Annotated in this window: 17 protein-coding genes; 16 read left to right on the top strand and 1 reads right to left on the bottom strand. The window is 58.8% G+C overall.

Annotated features, from left to right (window positions below):
- Positions 1-126 precede the first annotated feature (126 nt).
- Positions 127-759 (top strand): 2-hydroxychromene-2-carboxylate isomerase, encoded by a 633-nt coding sequence (locus tag GWG65_RS23710; protein ID WP_275197986.1) that lies wholly within the window; start codon positions 127-129, stop codon positions 757-759.
- A 455-nt stretch (positions 760-1,214) separates the two neighbouring features.
- Here the strand turns inward: GWG65_RS23710 and GWG65_RS23705 are convergent, their stop codons facing one another.
- A complete protein-coding gene (locus tag GWG65_RS23705; protein WP_275197985.1) occupies positions 1,215-1,958 on the bottom strand; it encodes an SDR family NAD(P)-dependent oxidoreductase in 744 nt (247 codons plus the stop codon).
- An 811-nt stretch (positions 1,959-2,769) separates the two neighbouring features.
- Here GWG65_RS23705 and GWG65_RS23700 point away from each other — a divergent pair.
- The 15 genes from GWG65_RS23700 to GWG65_RS23630 all read left to right on the top strand — a co-directional run bounded on the left by GWG65_RS23700 (position 2,770) and on the right by GWG65_RS23630 (position 18,397).
- On the top strand, positions 2,770-3,507 hold the full coding sequence (locus tag GWG65_RS23700; protein WP_275197984.1) for an SDR family oxidoreductase: 738 nt from the start codon (positions 2,770-2,772) through the stop codon (positions 3,505-3,507).
- A 14-nt stretch (positions 3,508-3,521) separates the two neighbouring features.
- Complete coding sequence (locus GWG65_RS23695) at positions 3,522-4,703, top strand: acyl-CoA dehydrogenase family protein (RefSeq protein WP_275197983.1); 1,182 nt, start codon at positions 3,522-3,524, stop codon at positions 4,701-4,703.
- A gap of 21 nt (positions 4,704-4,724) precedes the next feature.
- Positions 4,725-5,855 (top strand): acyl-CoA dehydrogenase family protein, encoded by a 1,131-nt coding sequence (locus tag GWG65_RS23690; RefSeq protein ID WP_275197982.1) that lies wholly within the window; start codon positions 4,725-4,727, stop codon positions 5,853-5,855.
- A 51-nt stretch (positions 5,856-5,906) separates the two neighbouring features.
- On the top strand, positions 5,907-7,094 hold the full coding sequence (locus GWG65_RS23685) for an acetyl-CoA C-acyltransferase (RefSeq protein ID WP_275197981.1): 1,188 nt from the start codon (positions 5,907-5,909) through the stop codon (positions 7,092-7,094).
- A 51-nt stretch (positions 7,095-7,145) separates the two neighbouring features.
- Positions 7,146-8,159 carry a nitronate monooxygenase family protein gene (locus tag GWG65_RS23680; RefSeq protein WP_275197980.1) on the top strand — a complete coding sequence of 338 codons (1,014 nt, stop codon included), beginning with the start codon at positions 7,146-7,148 and terminating at the stop codon, positions 8,157-8,159.
- 117 nt (positions 8,160-8,276) lie between these two features.
- Entirely contained in the window at positions 8,277-8,930 is a 654-nt protein-coding gene (locus GWG65_RS23675; protein ID WP_275197979.1) for a flavin reductase family protein, read from the top strand.
- A 14-nt stretch (positions 8,931-8,944) separates the two neighbouring features.
- Entirely contained in the window at positions 8,945-9,721 is a 777-nt protein-coding gene (locus GWG65_RS23670) for an enoyl-CoA hydratase-related protein (protein WP_275197978.1), read from the top strand.
- Positions 9,722-9,855: 134 nt separating this feature from the next.
- Positions 9,856-10,248, top strand: a complete 393-nt coding sequence (locus GWG65_RS23665; protein WP_275197977.1) for a hypothetical protein — start codon at positions 9,856-9,858, stop codon at positions 10,246-10,248.
- Positions 10,249-10,250: 2 nt separating this feature from the next.
- The gene (locus tag GWG65_RS23660; RefSeq protein WP_275197976.1) at positions 10,251-11,039 is read left to right on the top strand and encodes an SDR family oxidoreductase; all 789 of its coding nucleotides are present in this window, start codon (positions 10,251-10,253) and stop codon (positions 11,037-11,039) included.
- A gap of 679 nt (positions 11,040-11,718) precedes the next feature.
- Positions 11,719-12,933: an ABC transporter substrate-binding protein gene (locus GWG65_RS23655; RefSeq protein ID WP_275197975.1), complete on the top strand. Its 1,215-nt coding sequence runs from the start codon at positions 11,719-11,721 to the stop codon at positions 12,931-12,933.
- 226 nt (positions 12,934-13,159) lie between these two features.
- Positions 13,160-13,756: a TetR/AcrR family transcriptional regulator gene (locus tag GWG65_RS23650; protein ID WP_275197974.1), complete on the top strand. Its 597-nt coding sequence runs from the start codon at positions 13,160-13,162 to the stop codon at positions 13,754-13,756.
- Between the two features lie 114 nt (positions 13,757-13,870).
- Entirely contained in the window at positions 13,871-14,575 is a 705-nt protein-coding gene (locus GWG65_RS23645; protein ID WP_275197973.1) for an SDR family NAD(P)-dependent oxidoreductase, read from the top strand.
- Positions 14,576-14,646: 71 nt separating this feature from the next.
- Positions 14,647-15,468, top strand: coding sequence for an enoyl-CoA hydratase-related protein (locus GWG65_RS23640; RefSeq protein WP_275197972.1), 822 nt, complete (start codon positions 14,647-14,649; stop codon positions 15,466-15,468).
- 499 nt (positions 15,469-15,967) lie between these two features.
- Positions 15,968-16,993 carry an AraC family transcriptional regulator gene (locus GWG65_RS23635; protein WP_275197971.1) on the top strand — a complete coding sequence of 342 codons (1,026 nt, stop codon included), beginning with the start codon at positions 15,968-15,970 and terminating at the stop codon, positions 16,991-16,993.
- Positions 16,994-17,185: 192 nt separating this feature from the next.
- Positions 17,186-18,397, top strand: coding sequence for an ABC transporter substrate-binding protein (locus GWG65_RS23630; protein WP_275197970.1), 1,212 nt, complete (start codon positions 17,186-17,188; stop codon positions 18,395-18,397).
- Positions 18,398-18,430: the final 33 nt, after the last annotated feature.

The raw sequence follows: 18,430 nt of genomic DNA, 5'->3' as shown, positions 1-18,430 counted from the left end.
CTAGAGACAAGTGAAACCAGCAGAAATCAGGATTGATTGACAGTTCATTTTTGGAACTGTAAGAATGAGTAATAGTCGGACCTTCGGCTATTCAAGACATTCAATGCACTCGCCGGAGGAGCCCCCATGTCCCTGAAAGTTGAATTCCAGTTCGATTTCGGCAGCCCGAACGCTTATCTGGCGGAATTCGCTATTCCCGGGATTGAACGGCGAACCGGAGTGAAATTCGAATACGTTCCCGTACTTCTTGGCGGCATCTACAAGGCTACGGGCAATATGTCGCCGTTCGACTCGCTTCGCGGAATCAAAAACAAGCCGGAATACCAAGCACTTGAGACACAGCGGTTCGTCCGACGCCACAACATCACTAAATTCCGCCAGAATCCGTTCTTTCCGGTCAATACGCTGATGTTGATGCGCGGCGCCGTCGCCGCCCAATTCGAAGGCATGTTCGAGCCGTATTTCCGCGCCGCGTACCACCACATGTGGGAAGAGCCGAAGAAGATGGACGACCTCGAAATCTTCCGGACCGCATTCATCTCCTCAGGCATTGATATTGATCGGCTGATTGCGCGTGCGCAGCAGGATGACGTCAAGAAGGGGTTAATCCATCGGACCACCGACGCGGTTAACCGCGGAGCATTCGGCTCACCAACTTTCTTCGTTGGCAAGGAAATGTTCTTCGGCAAGGACCAACTCCGCGACGTCGAGGAGTCGATCGTCGAACAGATCAGGCAACCTGTTCCCAAGACCGCATAATGGCGGCTGTCCGGGATTGGCGGCGCAGCATGCGCGTAGCGGCTTATCCCTATCCTTCAATCCTTTGATCGAGCGGCGGTCGGTTTCTATTGGCGCGGTCGTGATCGACCCGCCAACCAGAAGTGCCGGCCGTCGGCGGGCGCGACATCAACACTGGGCAATTCCGAAAACAGTGCCCCGCCCGGAGCAAGGTAGCGAGCATCGCGTCATCGAATTTATTCGCGACAAATAGGCGCGTATCGCGGCGCTCTCGCCGATGGACAAGGCCGCCCTCCTAAAGTAGCGTGATCTTCTGACGCGGATTGAGGCCGGAGTATTCAACAGCTTTGGTCTCGCACCGTCCGCGGCCCGACTGGCCTTGCTTGTGGACAAAACCCATCTCGTGCATAGCCCGATGCAGACGAAAGACGCGGCTTTCCCAATACCGCAAACGGTTAGGCTGCCTCGCCTCCATGTTACCACTTCTTCGCGGGCGGACGGAGATCTAGCTCGTGGGTCCAGCCATCCCTGCTTTGCTGGTGGGTAAACCAACAAGCCTCGGCGATAGAAGACGTTTTGGTCCGGCTATCTGGGGCAATTTCGGTTGCATCGATGCCCTTCGCCGCCGTAATGCGCTGGTGAATCGCCTCGTCCTCGACATTGGCATCGATTACGAGATGCACGACGTGAATGTTCTTTGGTCCCAACTCGCGCGACATTGCCTGCGCCACTCCTCGAAGTCCGAACTTGGCTGACGAACTCGCCGCAAACCCATAGCCGCCGCGGACGCTGGCCGTTCCACCCGTAAAAAAGATGGTGCCACGTTTGCGCCGAAGCATGACGCGGGCGGCCTCACGTCCGACAAGGAAACCGCGGTAGCAGGCCAATTCCCAAGCATTCAAGAATAGCTTCTCGGTTGTCTCAAGTAATGGCTTGTTGACGTTAGATCCCGCGTTGAAGAGACAGACGTCGATTGGGCCGAACTCCTTCTCGATCCGCGCGAATATGTCTTGCACTTCTGCTTCCTGGCGGAGGTCGACACTAAAGGCATGAATGTTCTGTCCGCCAGCCCTCAGCTCGCCCACGAGCGCCTGCGACTTCGATGCATCACGCCTGCAGATGCAAATTGTATAGCCGCCCTTCGCAAAACGCTTGGCGACCGCTGCTCCGATAGCATCGGCTGCGCCTGCAAGTATCGCCACCCCGCTGCGCCGTGCCATTCCGCGGCTCACACATCGTTCTATTTCAAAACTTAGACCGTACTGGCGAACTGGCCTCTTGTAAACGGGGGGTGGGCAACAGAGCCCCGATCAAACTGGCAGCTAGATTGCCCTTTCATGCACCTCATCAAAAACGGATCTATGATTTAGTGATTGACGCGTTCCAAAAAAGAACGGTATGACTGCGGTCAGATGTGCCGCGATGCAGAAAATGGGCATGCTTGATCGGGAGGTCGGCCGTGGCAAAGCTTTCAGAGACGATTAATCTCGGCGAGACTACTGCCGGAGTGCCCCGCCGCATTCACGACGCAACGGTGCGACGGGTTGCTAGTGCCCTGAGTGGATTGCGCTTTTCGATCACGGCGGGTGTGTGGAGCTCTCGGGATCTGCGGCAATTAGAGAAATCGCCGCCGTCCTCTCCTCGCCTAGAACCGGAGCGGGCGATCGGATGATCATCATCAGCAAAACCTGTACAGCGCTCGCCACCGCGTTCCTCGCCACAACTCGAGTCAGCGCCTGGGCGGTCGTCCCCAATGGCCAGTCGTCCGCAGGCGAGCTGGACGATATTCGCGATCATAGCCGGGCCCGCGGACTGTTCTTTATGTCAAGAGTTTCGAGACCGACGGCGGTGCGCGCATCACGCAACGGCGGTAAGAACCGACAAATAGGCACGATGCATGACATCGGCCTACAGCCATCTAAGAGACACGCAGCCGCCCAAGCCGATCCCGCAACCCAGTCGCTATGCTGATCTGCTGCGTAGGTAGTTAATTCCAACAGAAAGCAACTTTACTAGAGTGGGAGAAGGTCTTTGCAAAAGAGAAACGCAACAGTAGCCGTAATCGGTGCCGGCGACTTTATCGGTGGCGAGATCGCCAAGAAGTTCGCCTCCGAGGGCTTCACGGTGTTCGCAGGTCGCCGTAACGGCGCCAAGCTTGAGCCGCTCGTGAAGGAAATCGAAAAATCTGGTGGCGAAATTCACGCGCGTTCGCTTGATGCCCGTAAAGAGGAAGAGATCGTCTCCTTCTTGAGCGATGCAGACAAGCACGCGCCGCTCGAGGTTTGCATCTTCAACATCGGCGCCAACGTCAATTTTCCGATCCTCGAGACCACCGAGCGCGTATTCCGCAAGGTTTGGGAGATGGCCTGCTATTCCGGCTTTTTAGCTGGCCGCGAAGCCGCGCGGCTGATGTTGCCCCGCGGAAAAGGCAACATCTTCTTCACTGGCGCGACCGCGAGCCTGCGAGGTGGAGCGGGCTATTCGGCCTTCGCCAGCGCGAAATTTGGACTGCGGGCAGTAGCGCAGGCGACCGCACGCGAGTTGGGTCCTAAGAACATTCACGTGGCGCATCTCATCATTGATGCCGGCGTCGACACCGAATGGGTACGCCAGCGGCGAATCGAGGCGCTCGGCCCGACCGCGCTTGACGACCCCGATGCGTTGATGCCGCCGTCCTCGGTCGCGGAATCCTATTGGATGCTTTACCAGCAGCCCAAAAGCGCCTGGACTTTTGAGCTGGAGATTCGCCCCTTCGGCGAGAAATGGTAGCGGAGTCCGTTGCGATGGAGCTCAATCTTTCGGACCAGGACGCGGCATTTCGTGACGAGGTGCGGGCTTTCATTGCGGAGAACTACCCGCAGGAAATGCGGGTACCGAATCCCGAGACCGATTTGACCAAGGAGCAGTCGCTGCTCTGGCACCGTATCCTGCACAAGAAGGGCTGGATCGCGCCGCTCTGGCCCAAGGACTACGGCGGCCCAGGCTGGTCGGTCACGCAGCGCTTCATCTTTGAGCAGGAGACGTCGCGGGCCGGAACACTACCGCCCCTCGCTTTCAGCGTCACGATGGTCGGCCCGGTCATCTACACCTTCGGCAGCGAGGCGCAGAAAAAGAAGTTTCTGCCGCGAATTCTCTCTGGCGACGATTGGTGGTGCCAAGGCTATTCGGAGCCGGGCTCCGGGTCCGACCTGGCCTCGGTCCGCACCAAGGCCGTGCGGGACGGCGACCACTACGTCGTCAACGGCCACAAGACCTGGACGACCCTGGCGCAACATGCGGACTGGATCTTCTGTCTGGTGCGAACAGATCCTTCGGCAAAGCCACAGGCAGGCATCTCCTTCCTGTTGATTGACATGAAATCGCCGGGGGTCACCGTCCGCCCGATCATCACCATCGACGGATCGCACGAGGTAAACGACGTCTTCCTGGAGGACGTGCGCGTGCCGGTGGAGAACCTGATCGGCGAGGAAAACAAGGGGTGGACCTACGCCAAATTTCTGCTCGGCAACGAGCGCACCAGCATGGCGGGAATTGGTCGTTCGACCCGCTACCTGCAGCGCCTGGCGCAGATCGTTCGGACCGAAATCAGCGAGGACGACCCGTCCTACGGAGAATTCATCAAGGACATCGCGCGGGTCGAGCTAGACGTGCTCGCGCTGGAAGCGACCGAACTGCGGATCATCGCGCAAATGTCCCGCGGCATCGATCCGGGTCCGGCGGCGTCGCTGTTCAAGATCCGAGGGACCGAGATATTCCAACGCATCACGGACCTTACGCACCAGGCGGTCGGCAATTACGGCTTGGCCATTCGCGAGCATCCGGTGAGCGCCAACCACTTCATGCCTGGACCCGATTACGGGCACACCGCCACCGAGAAGTATCTGAACTCCCGTAAGCTCAGCATCTATGGCGGATCGAACGAGATTCAGCGCAACATCATCGCGAAAGCGGTCCTGGGTCTCTGATCACATCGCAAGAGGCATCCGATGGATATTCAATTCACCGAAGAACAGGAATTGCTGCGCTCCAGCATTCAACGTTTCTTGCGCGAGCAATACGGTTTCGACGAACGCCGCAAGATAGTCTCGACCGATGAAGGCTGGAGCCGTAAGCACTGGGAAGCCTTCGCCGAACTAGGGCTCTGCGCGGCCCCGTTCCAGGAAAGCTCGGGCGGTCTGGGTGGCGGCCCGCTTGCGACGATGATCGTGATGCAAGAGTTCGGCCGCAGCCTCGTCGTCGAACCGTATTTCGAGACAGTGGTCCTCGCAGGCGGTCTGATTGAGGATGTTGCCTCCTCCGAGCAACGCGAGGCGCTCCTGCCGAGCATCATGGAAGGCGAGGCGATATGGGCGCTGGCTTGGTCGGAAGGGCGATCACGGTACGATTTTAACAACGTCACTACGACAGCCCGGCGTCAAGGCGACAATTTTATCCTGAGCGGAACGAAGGCCGCGGTCGTTGGGGCGCCGTGGGCCGACAAGCTGATCGTATCAGCACGTACGTCGGGTGACTCTCGGGACCGGCATGGCGTGAGTCTCTTCATCGTCGATCGTCATTCGGCCAATCTCCATGTGCAAAGCTTCAAGACCCTCGACGGGCGGCGCGCCGCCGAGCTCGCGCTTATGAATGTCGAGGTCCCGGCCAACCAGCTGCTTGGCGGCGAAGGTGATGGCGTCGTGGCTCTCGAGGCGTGCCGCAACCGTGCGATCGCGGCGCTCTGCGCCGAAGCTGTTGGGGCAATGTCGGTGCTCAACTCGGCGACGCTGGAATACAGCAAGACCCGCAAGCAGTTCGGTGTCGCGCTCGGGACCTTTCAGGTGCTGCAGCATCGTATGGTCGACATGTTCATCGCGCTCGAAGAGGCGGTCTCGCTCATGCAGCATTTGAACCTCAGCCTCGCCGCCCGGGAACCCAACGGATCGAAACTGGCCTCTGGCGCCAAGTCGAAGGTCGGCTACGCCGCGCGTTTCATCGCCGAGCAGGCGGTGCAGCTCCACGGCGGCATGGGTATGAGCGATGAATTGAACGTCGGCCACTACTTCAAGCGGATCAGCTCTATCAACGTCCAGTTTGGCGATCCGACCTATCATCTGATGCGGTACGCGCAGCAGAGTTGAACCGCACTCCTGTTCAATCGTCAGATTGGCGCATCCAACCAGAGGTAAGTAATGACGGAAGCCGTGATTGTCTCCACCGCCCGTACTCCGATCGGCAAGGCCTATAAGGGCGCGCTCAACCACACCGAGGGTGCGACCTTGTTGGGGCATGCGATTTCCGCGGCGGTGTCGCGTGCCGGGGTCGAAGCAGCCGAGGTCGAGGACGTGGTGATGGGCTGCGCGATGCAGCAGGGCACCACGGGCACTAACATCGCCCGCAAAGCGCTGCTGCGTGCCGGACTTCCCGTCAGCGTCGCGGGAACAACCATCGACCGCCAATGCGCCTCCGGCCTTCAGGCGATCGCGCTGGCCGCGCGTTCGGTTATCTTCGACGGTGTGGAGATTGCCATCGGCGGCGGCGGCGAATCGATCAGCCTGGTCCAGAACACGCAATTCAACAGTTTTCATGCAGTCGATCCGGAACTGCTCGCGATAAAGGGAGATGCCTATATCGCGATGCTTGATACCGCCGAGGTCGTCGCTAAACGCTACGACATCTCGCGTGAACGTCAGGACGAGTACAGCCTCGAGAGTCAGCGCCGGACGGCAGCTGCCCAACAGGGCGGTCGGTTCAACGACGAGCTCGCCCCTATCAAAACCACCATGGCGGTCACGGATAAGGCGAGCGGTGCCGTATCCTATCAGCAGATAACGCTGTCAGCTGACGAAGGGCCCCGTCCCGATACCACCGCCGAGGGTCTTGCCAGCCTCAAGCCGGCAAAGGGACCTGGCTTCAGTGTTACGGGCGGCAACGCAAGCCAGCTCTCGGATGGCGCCAGCGCCGCCGTCATCATGAGCGACAAGCTGGCCGCGCAGAAGGGACTAAAGCCACTCGGCATCTTCCGCGGTTTTGTCGCGGCAGGCTGCGAGCCGGACGAGATGGGCATCGGGCCGGTCTATGCGGTGCCCCGGCTCCTCAAGCGTCATGGGCTTAAGATCGACGATATCGATCTCTGGGAATTGAACGAAGCCTTCGCGGTGCAGGTGATCTATTGCCGCGACAAGCTCGGGATTGATCCGGCGAAGCTCAATGTCAATGGTGGATCGATCGCAGTCGGTCATCCCTACGGGATGACCGGAGCGCGAGTAACCGGCCACGCCCTGATCGAAGGCCGTCGGCGCCAAGCCAAGTATGCTGTTGTTACCATGTGTATCGGCGGCGGTATGGGTGCCGCAGGCCTGCTCGAAATTGTCCACTGACAAACAACGGGGCCAGTAAGGCCATACATTTCTAACCGACTGGAGGCACACGTGAAGACTGCAATTACGGAGATGTTCGGCATCGAACATCCGATCATTCAGGGTGGAATGCACTACGTGGGGTTTGCCGAACTCGCCGCCGCAGTGTCAAATGCCGGCGGGCTCGGACTCATCACAGGCCTGACGCAACGGACGCCGGAGCTATTGGCCAAGGAGATCGCGCGCTGCCGGGACATGACGGACAAGCCATTCGGGGTGAATCTTACCTTTCTGCCGACTTTCAGCGCACCTCCTTATCCGGAATACATTGCAGCCATCAAAGAAGGCGGCATCAGGATCGTCGAAACCGCCGGGCGCAGCCCCGAACAATACATGCCGGCCCTGAAGGCAGGTGGCATCAAGGTGATTCACAAATGCACGTCGGTCCGGCATTCGCTGAAGGCCGAGCAGATCGGCTGCGATGCGGTCAGCGTCGACGGTTTTGAGTGCGGCGGCCATCCGGGCGAGGATGACATGCCAAACATGATCCTGTTGCCGCGCGCCGCCGAGGAACTGAAGATCCCGTTTGTCGCCTCCGGCGGTATGGCGGACGCGCGCAGCTTGGTCGCGGCGCTGGCGATGGGCGCCGCGGGAATGAACATGGGCACACGCTTCATTGCCACCAAGGAAGCTCCGGTACACCAGAACGTCAAGGATGCGCTCGTCAAAGCATCGGAACTCGACACCCGCTTGGTTATGCGCGCGCTCCGCAACACCGAACGGGTATTGAACAACAAAGGCGTCGAGCAGCTTCTAGAAATCGAACGGGAGAAGGGGAATCAGCTCAAGATCGAGGACATCATCGATCAAGTGGCGGGCGTTTATCCCAAAGTAATGATCGACGGCGATATGGATGCTGGCGCCTTTAGTTGCGGCATGGTCGCAGGGCTCATCCACGACATCCCGACTGTCAAGGAACTGGTTGATCGTATCATGGCGGACGCCGAACGAATCATCCGTCAGCGCCTGACGGGATTTCTGGACGCTTCCGAGCAAAGGCCGGCCGCCGCCCGGGCGATCGCGTAGTCGGAAGTTCTGATAGGGGCCATGCCCGCGCACGGTCGCGCGTGCGGCCACTGTTATTGCGAAGCTCGATCGGCCAGCGACGGAATGGCCTTCAGCAGTTTAGGGGAGGGGGAGTTTATGGATCTGACTGAGTTCCACTACTACGAGCCGTCGAAGGGCCACGGACTCCGATACAATCCGTTCAACGCGATTGTCGCACCGCGTCCGATTGGTTGGATTTCTTCGCGCAATGCGGCTGGTCAACTGAACCTTGCTCCATATAGCTTCTTCAACGCGTTCCTTTACGACCCACCGATAATCGGGTTCTCCTCAATTTCGTGGAAGGACACCGTTAAGAACGTCAGCGAGACCCGCGAATTCGTCTGGAATCTGGTGACGATGGATTTGGGCGATCGCATGAACGCGACGGCCGCGCCCCTCGATCACGGAGTGAGTGAGTTCGAAACGGCAGGTCTGACGCCAATACCCGGGCGGCATGTGGCAGTGCCGCGGGTCGGCGAGAGCAGGGCCGCTATGGAATGTAAGGTCACCGAGGTCTCTCAGTTGACGAATGCGCGTGGTCAGAAAGTCGACGGGTGGTTCGTGCTCGGGGAGGTGGTCGCAGTGTACATCGACAAGTCTTTGATCGAGGACGGCGTGTACAACACCGCACTTGCGCGCCCCATACTGCGCGCCGGCCGGGGTGGAGATTACCTCGAGGTCAAGACGGAGAACATGTTCGAGATGAAACGACCGCCTGGCAGCAGCAAGCCGGAATTCCACGGCACCTGATTAGAGAACGATTTATGACCCAGCATGTGAAAACCGAAATAGCGGCAGGCATCATGACGATGACCCTGGCCCGTGTCGAAAAGAAGAACGCGCTTACCAACGATATGTACAGGGCCTTGTCGGATGGGTTAGAGCGCGCGGAGAGCGATCCGGCGATACGGGTCGTTTTATTCCAGGGAGATGGCGACAGTTTCACTTCCGGAAACGATATTGCCGATTTCAGCGCCCAAGCCGATGCAAGCCATTCAGGAGAGAGCCAAGCATTCCGATTCGTCCTCAATCTTGGCAAGGCCACTCGACCCCTCATCGCCGCGGTGCAGGGAAACGCGGTAGGCATCGGCACCACGATGTTGCTGCATTGTGACCTCGTATTTCTTGCCGAGACGGCAAAGCTAATGACGCCGTTCGTAAACCTGGCGCTGGTTCCGGAGGCGGCTTCGACTTGGCTGCTGCCCGCCCGTGTCGGGCATGTCCGCGCATACGCCATGTTTGCGTTGGGAGAGCCGCTTGATGCGGCGGCCGCAGTCGCCTGCGGTCTGGCAAACGCCGTGGTGCCGGCCGCGGATTTGCGCGCCAGGGCCTGGCAGGCCGCCGAAAGCCTGACCAAGCGGCCCGCGGGCGCTCTCAGTCACACCAAGGCGCTGATGCGCGAAACGGACAAGATCGGGGCGCAAATGAGTCGGGAGATCGAGCTCTTTGCCGAGCGATTGCGGAGCGGCGAAGCGCGCGAGGCCTTCGCGGCCTTTGCCGAGCGGCGCAAGCCGGATTTCACAAATCTTCCGAGCGACTGACTTGAGGCCCCTGCGGAGTCACGGGATCGAGATCTCGGACCTCGTGCATACAGGACAAGAGCCGGCACTCGAAAACGCGCTCGATACCACGACCGGCGCGAACATTGCGCAATGTGACGCGCCGGCGGCCAATCATGCGCCGGGCCGGCTTGGCAGATGCGACATATCTTTTGTTCTGTTTCGAAGAAGTCAATGCGACCCGAGCGCAGAAAATCGGGTTTGTTCAGGAAGTCGTCGCTCACGGCGAGCAGTTGGGCCGCCCAATGGCGATTGCAACTCTGGTCGCCAGGTGCGCGCCCCATAGCCGTCGGGGACCGAAGGAGTCCGCGTTGAAAGTCACCGAGATCGATGACAAAGCTACGAGCGATTACACCGCGGAGGTCAGGGAACTCGTTTTCAGCGTCGAATGCATGGGGCAAGCCCTTCAATGTTTCCCTGGAATGTCGCTCGGCAGTATCGCGCGAGAAGAGAGATTCCGTGGAATGCCGCCAACCGTGCGGGACAACCTCGCGCAAAAGAGGATTTGAATATGGGAAGCATCAAGAAGGCATTCGATCTAACCGGCAAGAACGCTCTTGTCACAGGCGGCTCTCGTGGCCTTGGGCTGCAGATCGCCGAGGCACTAGGTGAGCAAGGAGCGCGGATCGTGATTTCCTCCCGCAAGGCGCCAGATTTGGAGAAGGCACAGATCCACCTCGCCGGCCTGGGTATCGACGCGCACTGGATCGTAGCGGATAATTCCAGGGACGAAGACGTCAAGCGGCTCACCGATGAAGCGATCAAGAAGCTCGGCCGGGTGGACATTCTGGTGAACAACGCGGGCGCAAACTGGGGGGCGCCTACGGAGGATCACCCGATCGAGGCGTGGGACAAGGTCATGAATCTGAACATCCGCTCACTGTTCCTACTCAGCCAGGGGGTGGCGAAGCACTCGATGATTCCTAACAAGTATGGCCGCATTATCAACCTTGCTTCGATCGCGGGCCTATTCGGAAGTTCGGGGGATACGCAGATGATCGCCTACAACACGAGCAAGGGCGCGGTGGTCAATTTCACGCGGGCCTTGGCGGGTAGTTGGGGGCGCTACGGCATTACGGCCAATGCTCTCGCGCCCGGCTTTTTCCCGTCAAGGATGACGAAGGGCACAATCGAAACTGTCGGTGTCGAAAAGCTCGCCGCCGGCGCTCCGCTGCGCCGCATCGGTGACGAGGACGATCTGAAAGGCGCCGCGGTTCTCTTCGCCAGCGACGCCGGCAAACACATCACCGGTCAGATCCTCGCCGTCGATGGTGGTCTGACGTCGGTGCTGCCTTCCTGAGCTTCTCTGTCCACCCCTCTCGGCTTCCGGTGATATGCGCCTTTCGAGGCTTAGGATGCCTTAGCCGGAAGACCGAGGGCAGCAGATGCGAAGGCGGATTGTCAAAAATACTTCCGATGGCCTGCGTCTGAAGCCGTGCGATAGCTTTAGCACCGACGGCTGATCTGACGCCTGGCAGGGTCGACCCGACTTTAAGTGTCACGTGACGCTTTAAGTGTCATTGAAGCCATCGCTTTGGCCATCGACCAATCCGTCACGGGCCGGGCTGAAGTAAACGCAAGGGTAGCCGGACGCGAAACGATTGGACACCATTGGCGAGCCCCGCCATCGCAACAATACGGGGCGTCGTTGTGCGCTTTCGGACTCATTGGAACGAGTTCGAGGGCCTGCCCGATGCCTTCCAGTCGGGCCACCTAGGTTGACCTGCATAAGGGACCACCGGCTCCGCCCGTTTCGCCGTCAGGTAACGCCTAGATGCGCTCGAAACGCCCGGGAGTCACGGCACGACGCCATCACGTTCCGATTTGATACTGAAACGTGTACATCGAAGAGCCGGAGCGCGCCTCGTGTGGCGATACTCCGTCCCTTGACTCGTTCTGAAAACGAACTCTATGGTTGAAAGAAAAGGACCGCGCCCGGCTCAGCGTGCGTGGGACGAACATCATAGTGGGGAAACGATATGAACGCTCGCGCATGCCTGCTTGCAGCAATGCTCTTGGTGCCATCAGCTCAAGGCGCTCTCGCCCAAAAGAATTATGGTCCGGGAGCGACCGACACCGAGATCAAAATTGGCAACACCATGCCATACAGCGGGCCAGCCTCGTCCTACTCGAATATTGGCAAAGCCGAGGCCGCGTACTTCCGCATGGTCAACGAGACAGGCGGCATCAACGGAAGGAAGATCAACTTCGTCAGTTACGACGACGGATACAGCCCGCCAAAGACCGTCGAACAGGTGAGGCGTCTCGTCGAAAGCGATGAAGTGCTTTTTATATTAAGCCCTATGGGCACGCCTACAAATTCAGCAATTCAAAAATATCTGAACACAAAGTATGTTCCGCATTTATTTCCGGCCTCTAACGCCAGCAAGTGGAGCGACCCCAAACACTTTCCTTGGACTATGGGGCCGATTGGCGTCGGGTATGTCAGCGAGGGCCGCATCTATGCGAGCTATCTTCTTAAGACAAGGCCCGGCGATAAGATCGCGGTTCTTTATCAAAATGATGACTTTGGAAAAGAGCTTCTCAGAGGTCTGAAGGAAGGCTTGGGCGATAGAGCTGGCACGATTGTTGCGGAGTTGTCGTACGAAGTGACTCAACCAACGATCGAGTCCCAGATTTCTCAACTCAAAGATTCCGGAGCTAACACCCTCTTCAGCTTTGCTATCCCAAAGTTTGCCGCGCAGAGCATAAAGAGAGTAGCTGAGATCGGGTGGTCACCGCTCCACTTCATTCCATCAGTATCGGCCTCATTGAATTCGACCATTGTGCCCGCAGGTCTGGAGAACGCCCAAGGCGTCATATCTGGAACCATCCTGATGGACACGGCGGACCCGGAGTGGGCAAACGATCCTGCTATGAAGAACTACCTTGCTTTTCTCTCGAAGTGGCTGCCGGATGCGAACAAGGTCGACGTGAACTACCAGTTTGGCTATATGACCGGACAGGTCACGGTGCAGCTTCTGAAACAATGTGGCGATGATCTCACGAGAGAGAATGTCATGAGGCAGGCCGCGAACCTGAAGGAGGTCTCCTTCGAAACCGCGATACCGGGCATCAAAGTAAACACAAGCCCAACGAATTACTCTCCGGTCACGAGTCTTCAGCTAATGCAGTTCAAAGGCCGCGCCTGGCAAAGATTCGGCGACGTCATTCGGGCTGACGTTGGCGAGTAGAGCCAAAAGGCGTTCGCTGGCGAGGATGGTTGGTCGCCGCCCTGCAGTCTCGCTCGGTGAGTAGTCACCCGGCATTCCACGGATCCTGATCCGGCCGCTTAAATCGCCCAGCAACGCGGTGAAATGTTGCCATTGCCAACACGGAAGCGCGCTTTCAGAATCGCTCCGCGGCCGATGGGACGGCTTGATACAGCCGGCCACCTTTAGGACCTTGCATGGAGTGCCGATGCGATACGTAGAACAGCACAGACGTCAAACCCGCAGCCGCATCGTTGAAGCTGCTTCTTATGGCCTACGCCGAAACGGCGCCAAAGGGGTCAGCGTCGTCGACTTGATGAAGCTCGCGGGTCTGACGCACGGGGGTTTCTATTACCACTTCGATTCGCGCGCCGCGCTTGTTGGTGAGGCGATCGCTTTCGCAATGGACCAAACGACTGAGCGATTGAGAACACTCGCGAGCGGGAAGAGCGACCGGGAGCGCATCGAAGCGTTGGTCGCCGATTATCTTAGTCCCCGGCATCGCGACAATCCTGAACAGGGATGCGCACTTGCGGCTCTGGCCGCCGATGTCGCTCGATCGAGCCCCAGCGAACAGCGGGCCCTGGCTTCCAAGCTGGAGCAGATGATCGATGTCTTTGTCGAGCTCCTTTCCGGTGAGCCGCCTCGACAGGCTCGCCAAACCGCGACAGGCATTGTCGCAGCGATGGTGGGATCGATCGTGCTGTCGCGTGCTGTCGGCGCGGGGAAACTTTCGGAGCGCATCCTAGATGCTGGACGCAAGACCGCGGGCCGCCGGATTCGAAAGCCTAGCCAAAGACCATAAGGCCGATGCGCTGCAAAGAACCATACCGTAGGGAGGTCACCCTGCCAACGATCGGCGCAGGCCGGCGAATTCATCTGAGGGCGGCCGGACGGTAGCTCAAAGGAAGCGTAAAAAATGACAGAGAAACCAATAGCGATCGTGACGGGAGTCGGGCCGGGCACGGGAGCTGCCATCGTCAAGCGCTTCTCTTCCGGCGGATTTCGCGTCATCGCGCTCGCCCGTTCCGCGGAGCTCATCAATCGCCTTGCGCAGGAGCTTCCCGATGTGCACGCGATTGCCTGCGACGTCTCAGATGAGACCCAAGTACGCACCGTCATCACCGACTTAAAGCGCCTTTTCGGCGCGCCCGAGGTTCTCATCCACAACGCGGTCGGAGGAGGATGGGGCAACTTTCGCGAGATCGATCCGAAGATGCTGAAGGGCAATTTCGAGGTCAACGTTATGGGCTTGTTATACCTTGCCCGCGAAGTGGCTCCTGACATGATCGATCGAGGCAAGGGCGCAATCCTTGTGACGGGAAACACGTCTTCGATCCGGGGCAAGGCCAATTTTGCCGGATTCGCCCCAACAAAGGCGGCACAGCGTATTTTGGCCGAGTCGATCGCGCGTGAGGTGGGACCTCTCGGCGTCCACGTCGCCTATGTTCTCATCGACGCCGTGATCGATACGCCGAGGATGCGCACGCGGATGAACGATAAACCGGATGACTTCTTCATTAAACCTGCGTCCATTGCCGAAGAACTGTACCATCTCTACGGTCAGGATCGATCGGCCTGGTCATTCCTCACGGAACTGCGACCATTCCGCGAAAACTGGTGACGCTAGGCCCGTCAACGTTCCTGACTCAGCTTAGCGAGCTCCGCAGACGCAGAATTTGAAAGGTCAAAACGATGATTGATGGGTCACTCTCGATTGATACTGGGACCGACGAGTTGCTGTGTGCGATCCGGGATCGCGTCGCGGTGATCACCTTGAACCGACCCGAAGCACGAAATTCGCTGTCCGACCATCTCACGCCGGCGCTGCGCCGGATGATCAAGCGAAACGGTGACGATCCGGACGTCGGCGCATTGCTGATTACCGGTGCGGGCAGCGCTTTCTGTTCCGGCGGCGACGTCAAGGGGATGGGCGGCAACTCCGCCGCACGCGCCACGTCATTCAGCGACAAGGTTGCGCGACTGAAGGAACGTCAGCGAACGCTGACTGGAGCACTTGTCTCGGTGCGTAAGCCCACCATAGCGGCTCTGCCGGGCCCGGCGGCTGGCGCCGGGCTTGCGATCGCGCTCGCCTGCGATATTCGTATAGCAGCCGAATCCACTATCGTGACGACCGGTTACGCCCGGATTGCGCTCACCGGCGATTACGGCATTTCGTGGCTGTTGACCCGGTTGGCAGGGACGGCCCGTGCCCGCGAGCTGATGTTCTTGTCCGAACGGATCGATGCGCGCCGCTGCGAAGCGCTCGGGCTGGTAAATCGCGTGGTACCTGATGTTGACCTGGAGAACGAAGCGTTTGCACTGGCGCGGACGCTGGCGAACGGTCCGGGGAGTGCGTTTGCCTCCATCAAAGACAATCTCGACCTGGCGCTGTCGGCTGACTTCCTGACGTCATTGGATCACGAGGCCGAGCAGATGGTTCTTGCGGCGAGCACTGCGCAGCATACCGAAGCCGTGCGGGCCTTCATCGAGAAGCGCGTTCCCAGTTACAGGTGAGAAAAATTGGCGAAGGACGCGGAGCATGGCTCCGATTTGCGGCGTGCCGATCGGGGCGAGCCGCAATCGAAACGCCTGTGATGAGCCAAAACCTTTCTGCCGTTGCGTCGCCTGACTTATGGTCGATTTGTTCCGGGGATGGTCCGGCAATATCTGCTGCCGTGATGGCAATGAGAAACGGCTTCGACGAAGGTAAACCTCGCGACCCTCCAAACTCAACTCAGGAGCCCCCCCTGACTTAGTCGAACCGCGACGCCCACACTGCGTACAGGAAATTGTAATATTTGGGCGGCAGCCCCCGGGCATGAATTCGGTTGTCACCGGGGCGGGAGTCGATGCGTGAATCGCGCTCGTACGTAACTGGTCGGGGGCCCCGGCAATGGGTGTCCCTGCCGCGACCGAGCGGGGTGTCCACTGATAACAAAATCCAGCAAACAATCTCAGGAGCGTTCGCTGGTGTCCGTCATGGGCCGGAGGCGCCGTCGCTCGACGACGCGCAATGAATGTCCACTCTAAGCAGACCTTTGGCAAATCGGCATTGACGGCCGGCAACACGGTAATCATCTGTGTCGCGGTGCACCAACAAAAAGTCTCGCTTCTTTCCTGTGTTTGGTGCATTCTATCTTGGAACTCGCGTTTAAGCGGGGTTTTTGGGATGGCGAGCGTCGAGGAGAACTACGTTCGGTCGGTCGGGGGCGATCTTGTGTCGTCCATCATTACCGCTACGCCGAGCATGCGGATCGAAGTTCTTCGCAGGAAAACGGCTGGGCGAATGCATTGGCACTTTCGCCAGCCAGAGCTATCGTTGTTCTGGTTCGACAAGGGAGCCGAACGGCTCAGAGCGAGGATTGACGGACGTCTGGTTGAACGCCGGTTTCCGGGGAAATCGAAGCTGGCAATCTTTCCCGCTGGAATTGAGATCGAAGGCGAGTGGAACGTAGGGCCAACTCTCGACTATACCGTGGTCTTCCTAAACCCGTCCTTCATCGGTGAGCGCCTTCGACACGCAATCACCGATCCGACAGTCGCTTTTGAGCACGACGGATTGACCCGTGGCCTCGCAGAGCTTTGCCGTGAGGCCGCCTCGCCTGACAACGTTTTCGACCTCATGGCGGAGGGATGGTCCATTCAGGCGCTGGCTCACATTTCTCGGGTAAGTGAAAGAAATCAGCAGCAATCCAGCGAGTTCCGTGGCGGTTTACCGGGCCGGAGTCGTCGGCGCCTCGAAGAATATGTACGTGAGCACCTCACCCAGCCGATCTGCCTTGCGGAACTCTCGGAGGTTGTCGGGCTGAGCAAGCGGCATTTCTTGCGCGCATTTCAGGAAAGCGTCGGCGCGACGCCCTACAACTACGTTCTTTCGCTTCGGATCGCTGAGGCGAAGCGGCTGCTGTCGGAAACCGAGGACAGTATTGTTGATGTGGCGCTTGCGACAGGCTTCAACTATGCTCAGCATTTCTCAACGACTTTCAGAAATGCGACCGGTATGACGCCGTCGGCATTCCGCCAGCGTTGTCTGTCTTAAAGCAGTTTGTGAAGGGCGCCACCGGCCCCGTTCCGGAATAAACGACCCTTTTCCGGAAACCTTGGCGCTATCCTGCAAGTCACGATCATCCCCCCGATGTACAGCATCATACAAGACTCCAGCCGATTGGCCATGGCTGGAGCGCAAGTACCAAGCTGGAAAAACCGGCGCGGTATTTAAGGGGAGAGCGGGATGGTGGTTTCTTTCGAGGGATGCACGCGCATTGGTCTTGCCGTCGCGATAGGTATCGCAACTTTGTCCAACGTGACAGTGTACGCGCAAGAGAAGAGGGCGATCAAAATCGGTCTGATGCTGCCCTACAAGGGGGTCTATGCGCTGCCGACCGAGAGCATTGATCGCGGCTTCCAACTCGCCCTGGAGGAGTTCGGTAACAAGGCCAACGGTCATCCTGTTGAGATTGTCCGCGCTGACGATGAGCTGACGCCAAACGTGGGCGTTCAGAAGTTTAACAAGTTCGTGCAATCAGACAAGGTAGACCTGGTTGCCGGGGTTGTCGGCTCGAACGTTGGGATTGCCATCTCGGAGCTTGCGGATAAAAACAAGATGCCGATGGTATTCGTCAACGCTTTCGCTGACGAAATAACCGGCAAGTTCTGCAGTCCCTATATCGCACGCACGTCCTTCAGCGCAAACGCCTTCGAATACGCGTCCGGAAAGTACTGGGCCAGCAAGGGCATCAAAACCGCCGTAACTATGGGTCCCGACTACTCGGCTGGACGCGCGTTTATCGGCGGATTTAGGCGCGGCTTTGAGGACAACGGCGGCAAGGTGATCGAGGAGCTTTGGACGCCATTCCAGAAGACCAAGGATTACAGCGCCGCGCTGACGCAGGCCGCGAACTCGGGCGCGCAAATTATCTACGCCTTCTATGCCGGCGCGGAGGCAATCCAAGTCGTCAAGCAACACGCCGATTTCGGACTGCGGAGCAAGATCCCGCTGATCGGCGATCACTGGGTCTACGACGAAGCGCTGTGGCCAGCCCTCGGAGATCTGGCGCTCAATGCGCAGCACGTTGCCACACATTATCCCGGCATTCAGAGCGAAGCGAACGAGAAGTTCGTAAAGGCATATGCCGCGAGGTATAAACAGACCCCCGATGTCAGCGCCGAGCTTGGCTACGACAACGGTAAGGCGATCATGCTGACTCTGGAGTCACTCGGCGGTCAAATGCCGGAAGATCGCACCAAGTTCATCTCCACGATGCGGGATCTTACGTTCGATGCCCCACGCGGAAAGATCAAGTTCAATGCGCAGAACAGCGCGTTGCTCGAGAAGGTCTATGTGATTGAAATCGTCAAGGGTCCCGACGGAACTTTGCAGCGCAAATCCCTAGATGAGTTTCCCGGGGCAGGTGATCTGCCGGGCTGCACGAAATCCTTCTGATCCGAGGCGAGCGTCGCCTCCAGCGAAGCCCGC

The organism is Bradyrhizobium sp. CSA207, from assembly GCF_029051685.1.
Classification (GTDB): Bacteria; Pseudomonadota; Alphaproteobacteria; order Rhizobiales; family Xanthobacteraceae; genus Bradyrhizobium.
The sequence above is the reverse complement of the archived record's forward strand: the minus strand, read 5'-3'. Positions and strand labels throughout refer to the sequence as shown.

What these genes read in the sequence shown, in the direction of transcription:
- GWG65_RS23710 (WP_275197986.1), top strand. Translation starts at nt 127, where the DNA reads ATGTCCCTGAAAGTTGAATTCCAGTTCGATTTCGGCAGCCCGAACGCT.
- GWG65_RS23705 (WP_275197985.1), bottom strand. Translation starts at nt 1,958, where the DNA reads ATGGCACGGCGCAGCGGGGTGGCGATACTTGCAGGCGCAGCCGATGCT.
- GWG65_RS23695 (WP_275197983.1), top strand. Translation starts at nt 3,522, where the DNA reads ATGGAGCTCAATCTTTCGGACCAGGACGCGGCATTTCGTGACGAGGTG.
- GWG65_RS23690 (WP_275197982.1), top strand. Translation starts at nt 4,725, where the DNA reads ATGGATATTCAATTCACCGAAGAACAGGAATTGCTGCGCTCCAGCATT.
- GWG65_RS23685 (WP_275197981.1), top strand. Translation starts at nt 5,907, where the DNA reads ATGACGGAAGCCGTGATTGTCTCCACCGCCCGTACTCCGATCGGCAAG.
- GWG65_RS23675 (WP_275197979.1), top strand. Translation starts at nt 8,277, where the DNA reads ATGGATCTGACTGAGTTCCACTACTACGAGCCGTCGAAGGGCCACGGA.
- GWG65_RS23670 (WP_275197978.1), top strand. Translation starts at nt 8,945, where the DNA reads ATGACCCAGCATGTGAAAACCGAAATAGCGGCAGGCATCATGACGATG.
- GWG65_RS23665 (WP_275197977.1), top strand. Translation starts at nt 9,856, where the DNA reads ATGCGCCGGGCCGGCTTGGCAGATGCGACATATCTTTTGTTCTGTTTC.
- GWG65_RS23660 (WP_275197976.1), top strand. Translation starts at nt 10,251, where the DNA reads ATGGGAAGCATCAAGAAGGCATTCGATCTAACCGGCAAGAACGCTCTT.
- GWG65_RS23655 (WP_275197975.1), top strand. Translation starts at nt 11,719, where the DNA reads ATGAACGCTCGCGCATGCCTGCTTGCAGCAATGCTCTTGGTGCCATCA.
- GWG65_RS23650 (WP_275197974.1), top strand. Translation starts at nt 13,160, where the DNA reads ATGCGATACGTAGAACAGCACAGACGTCAAACCCGCAGCCGCATCGTT.
- GWG65_RS23645 (WP_275197973.1), top strand. Translation starts at nt 13,871, where the DNA reads ATGACAGAGAAACCAATAGCGATCGTGACGGGAGTCGGGCCGGGCACG.
- GWG65_RS23640 (WP_275197972.1), top strand. Translation starts at nt 14,647, where the DNA reads ATGATTGATGGGTCACTCTCGATTGATACTGGGACCGACGAGTTGCTG.
- GWG65_RS23635 (WP_275197971.1), top strand. Translation starts at nt 15,968, where the DNA reads ATGAATGTCCACTCTAAGCAGACCTTTGGCAAATCGGCATTGACGGCC.
- GWG65_RS23630 (WP_275197970.1), top strand. Translation starts at nt 17,186, where the DNA reads ATGGTGGTTTCTTTCGAGGGATGCACGCGCATTGGTCTTGCCGTCGCG.